Here is a 3864-nt window from a genome sequence, read left to right as displayed (position 1 = left end):
AGGATGGTTGAGTTGATATGGCATGATCAACCAGTAGCTGTCGTTAATATATCGGCCGTAGGCTTTCTCTATCCATTTGGCTTTTGTAGAGTCCTCGATGACTTTTGTGCCGTCCACAAAGACATCCCCTGCTTTGGTTTGAGTATTAAATATCGCAACAAAATGCTGGCCGTCTCGGCTGGTTCCTTCAACCCGGTAGTCATTTGTGTAGCGGTCCCAGTCATGGCGATAATCAGAGCGAACCTCGCCGTTGACTTCAACGATCCAGTGGTAGCTCAAGAACCTGGTTTTCTGCCAATTGTCTTTACCGCCCAATGATTCCCACATTTCATCTACCACTAGCAGCGCCTGCGGGTCCGATTTCGAGCGTTCGAAGCCATTTTCGGCAGGGGGTGAGCTTCGCTCCTGAACGCAGTAAATGGAGATGGTTAAAATTAAGAAAATTAATAGAAATGGTTTGTTTAGCATTCTTCCCTCCGGTTATTAAAAAGTGTTTTGGTGTTCGAGTATTAAAGTGTTTAAGTTGAACTTGGTTTCCGGTTACACATTCGGATTCGGCGCCATGAAAACAAGTAAAGTCAAACGTTCATTGCTCGTATTTTTAACCCCGTGGACAAGACCTGACTCTGCCAGACAGATTTCGTTTTGTTTAACGACTTTCTCCTCCTCGCCGACTTGAATCTTGGCTTGGCCTTCGAGTACAAAATATACTTTGTCAGCTCCCTCGTGGGTATGCGGCTTTTGGATTTGCCCGGGCTCCAGACAATAGATGTCACAGAAAAAATTCCCAGTTTCAAAGAGGTTGCTCTTCTGCATTTTTTCTGCAGAGAATCGAACCTGGGATTGAATGTTTTTGAAGTATGACATAGTTGATCTAACACTAAAATAAATCAAAGGCGACTTTTCGCGATTTCTCCAAATTGTCCTGCCAGATGCCTTTACCGGCATGCCCTCTGAGACCTTTGCGTCTAATTCTTTTTTGGATTTCAAAGATGCGAGACGCAATCCCTCTTAGACAAGTTCTTTGTGCGATTCGATAGAAGTGCGCAATATTAGCTCCAATTTGCTTGTGATAGATATGAATTTTTTTGAAATAGTTCAAGCACTTTTTGGTAAATTCAAAGCAAACTGTAAAAATATTAAAAATTTTAAAAGGTAAGGGAGAGGAATATTAAACGACCGAAGAAGTTAATAATCGACGGGCAATCTGCAGCGCTTACCTCTTAATCGCAATCACTTCCATCATATCCCCTTCTTGAATGGCATCAACAACGTCCATTCCGGAGGTCACTTGACCAAAGACCGTGTAGCGGCCATCGAGGTGAGGTTGAGGTGAATGGGTGATAAAGAATTGGCAGCCTTCAGTGTCTTTGCCAGCACTGGCCATGCCGACTGTTCCGCGCAAATAGGGACGCATGTTGAACTCCGAACGGATGGCATATCCGGGTGAGCCCCAAGAGTCTCCCCGGGGATCTCCTCCCTGAATAACAAAATTCGGAACAACCCGGTGAAAGGTGAGTTTGTCAAAAAATCCTTGTTCCACAAGCCGAACAAAGTTCAATACTGTGAGCGGCGCCTCTTCCGCAAAAAATTCAAATTCGATATTGCCGCGGGGTGTTTTAATCAAAGCGCTGGCGCCATCTAATTTTAAAACGTCTTCGTATCTGAGATCCGAATGAGGTTTTGTGAATGTTGCAGTGCTGTCAGAATAGTCAACACCGGTGATTTGAAAAAGGGCATCGGCAACGACTGCGGAGAGCGTTTTGTCAGGAATGTTGAGCGCCTCTCGAAGTACGGGAACTGCGTTTTCATCGCCAAGTGTGCCGATTGCCTGAAAGATCATTTTTGCCGATTCGCTGTCGACTGGTTTTGCCAAGTTTTGGTAGGCCTGAACTATGCGCTGGGCATGTATTTTATTTCGGAGGGTGTCTTGGCTTAATCCCTGTGCTGCGATAGCAACAAGTACAGGGTCTGACTCTTCCAACGCAAGCAGAAATAATCGTGAATTTGCATATTCTTTAAATTTGTTAAGCGACTCAAGCATAGCGATTTTGACAATGGTTAGCGCTGTTGGATATTCCTTTTCAAAAATTCGCAAAATAGTTGGTGAGCCGGTTTCACTTAGCGCCGTCATGGCTCGGGCTCTGACTTTGTGCTCAGCATGATTTTTAAATTTTAAGAGGAGGTCAATCGACTCTTTTTTGATTAGCTTAGCGTAGGAAATAAGAGCCGTTCCGACTTCTGCGGAACTCCAGGTGTCATCTCCATCATCGGTAAGAAAAATCTGCTCTAATTGATGTTTAACAAAATTATGCTCACGGCTGTTTTGGCGGTACCCGCCAGGTTCAAGTTGTGCGCTGGTTCCAATCGCTTGGATAATCGCAAGTTTAACATGGATATTTTGCTTCAGTAACGAAAAGTTATTCGCCACCAAACTTAAGGGATGATTCGCCAGTGCATTGGCTGCCTTCACCCGAACACGCCAGTCCGGATCGTTTTGTATGATTCCCCCCAAGGGTTCTAAAACGGTTAAGTCTTTTAATTTGCCAAGGGCCTGGATTGCGTAAATTCTTACGAGCGGGTTTTTATCGTAAATCGCATTCCGTAAACTCGCGATATCTAAATCTTTTCCTATTTGTGCTAAAGAATAGCAGGCCTTCCATCTAACATCGGCGTTCTTATCAGCAACAAGCAAAGCCAGAGAATCAGCCACCTTCTCATCGGTTTGCTTTCTTCGAGCAAAACTTCCCAGAGACAATGCGGCTTGCCCGCGTAATTGGTCATCTTCCGACTTCAGTAATTTGATGAATACCGGAAAAGAAGTGTCTGTACCAATTTTGCTCAGAGCCTCAACAATACGAACTTTTACTTTAGTTAATTCTTTATTATTCAGCCTGGCAATGAGCGCATCTTCGGCCTCCGAATTTCCCAATTGACCCAGGGCAAATGCGGCCTGCATTCGCACATTGTGATTGAGGTCATTCAGCATTTTTATAAGCAAATCTAAACAAATCGGATCTTGCAGCTTCCCCATCGCGTCAACCGCTCGGGCTCGAATTTTTGGTTCGGAGCTATCCAGGTACTCTACCAGGCTGTCACAGGAAGCCCGACTATTCTCCAGTAGAAGAATGTGCTCAAACTCTTTTTGGCTTTTAATGCAGCTTGACAGCATTAGCCCAAGGAGTGCTGTCAAAATCACTTTTTTCATGGCATCCAATATAAGAGTTGGGTTTGTCTAAGTCAATAGGCCGATGCGTTAAAAATCTGTTGATTCTGTGGCAAAATTATTTTAATTTTTCTCCAAAATAAAGGAAGCGATTTTAATCGTTACTTATTTCTAAAAAGATTGCTCGGACACTAATTATGCAGTCTATTCCATGCGATTATAGTATAAATAAATTAATAATAAATGTTTGAAAAGCCTTGAAAATTAAACCAATGTTTTGTATTATAAAAAAATTCTTTTGTTTGTTCAGATTAATCTAAATTACAGCGGAGAGTTTAAGTGAATCGCAGGTCTCCAAAAAGTACAGTTTTAGTTGTCGATGATGATAAAAACATCTGCAAGATGATCGAGATACAATTGCGGAAGGAGAAAACTTATACTATTGAGACAGCCTCAAACGGGGAAGCCTGCCTCAAGTCAATTAGAGAATCTGTGCCCGATTTAGTCCTCATGGACATCCAAATGCCCGGGATCGACGGCATCGAAACCTTGAAACGGATACGAGATATAGAGCCCCTGATTCCGGTGGTGATGATGTCGGCCCATGGAACAATTGAAAAGGCGGTTGAATCGATGAAGTTGGGCGCATACGATTTTATTACCAAGCCTTTTGCAAGTGACCGGCTTTCGATTACGGT

At 43.3% G+C, this 3864-nt stretch carries 4 protein-coding genes; 1 reads left to right on the top strand and 3 read right to left on the bottom strand.

Features of this window, described 5'->3' with window-relative positions; translation table 11 throughout:
* The 3 genes from IH879_21185 to IH879_21175 form a co-directional block, all read right to left on the bottom strand.
* Positions 1–468: hypothetical protein (locus tag IH879_21185; GenBank protein ID MCH7677442.1), on the bottom strand; the 468-nt coding region annotated here is incomplete at its 3' end.
* Between the two features lie 72 nt (positions 469–540).
* Complete coding sequence (locus IH879_21180; protein ID MCH7677441.1) at positions 541–867, bottom strand: cupin domain-containing protein; 327 nt, start codon at positions 865–867, stop codon at positions 541–543.
* Positions 868–1216: 349 nt separating this feature from the next.
* Positions 1217–3208 carry a HEAT repeat domain-containing protein gene (locus tag IH879_21175; GenBank protein MCH7677440.1) on the bottom strand — a complete coding sequence of 664 codons (1992 nt, stop codon included), beginning with the start codon at positions 3206–3208 and terminating at the stop codon, positions 1217–1219.
* A gap of 297 nt (positions 3209–3505) precedes the next feature.
* On the opposite strand from IH879_21175, the gene IH879_21170 reads away from it, so the two are divergent.
* The coding region (locus IH879_21170; protein ID MCH7677439.1) for a response regulator at positions 3506–3864 on the top strand (359 nt) is incomplete at its 3' end.

It is taken from the genome of candidate division KSB1 bacterium, from assembly GCA_022562085.1.
In the GTDB taxonomy this organism is placed as follows: Bacteria; Zhuqueibacterota; Zhuqueibacteria; order Oceanimicrobiales; family Oceanimicrobiaceae; genus Oceanimicrobium.
This window is presented reverse-complemented; position numbering and strand designations above follow the sequence as displayed.

What these genes read in the sequence shown, in the direction of transcription:
- IH879_21175 (MCH7677440.1), bottom strand. Translation starts at nt 3,208, where the DNA reads ATGAAAAAAGTGATTTTGACAGCACTCCTTGGGCTAATGCTGTCAAGC.
- IH879_21180 (MCH7677441.1), bottom strand. Translation starts at nt 867, where the DNA reads ATGTCATACTTCAAAAACATTCAATCCCAGGTTCGATTCTCTGCAGAA.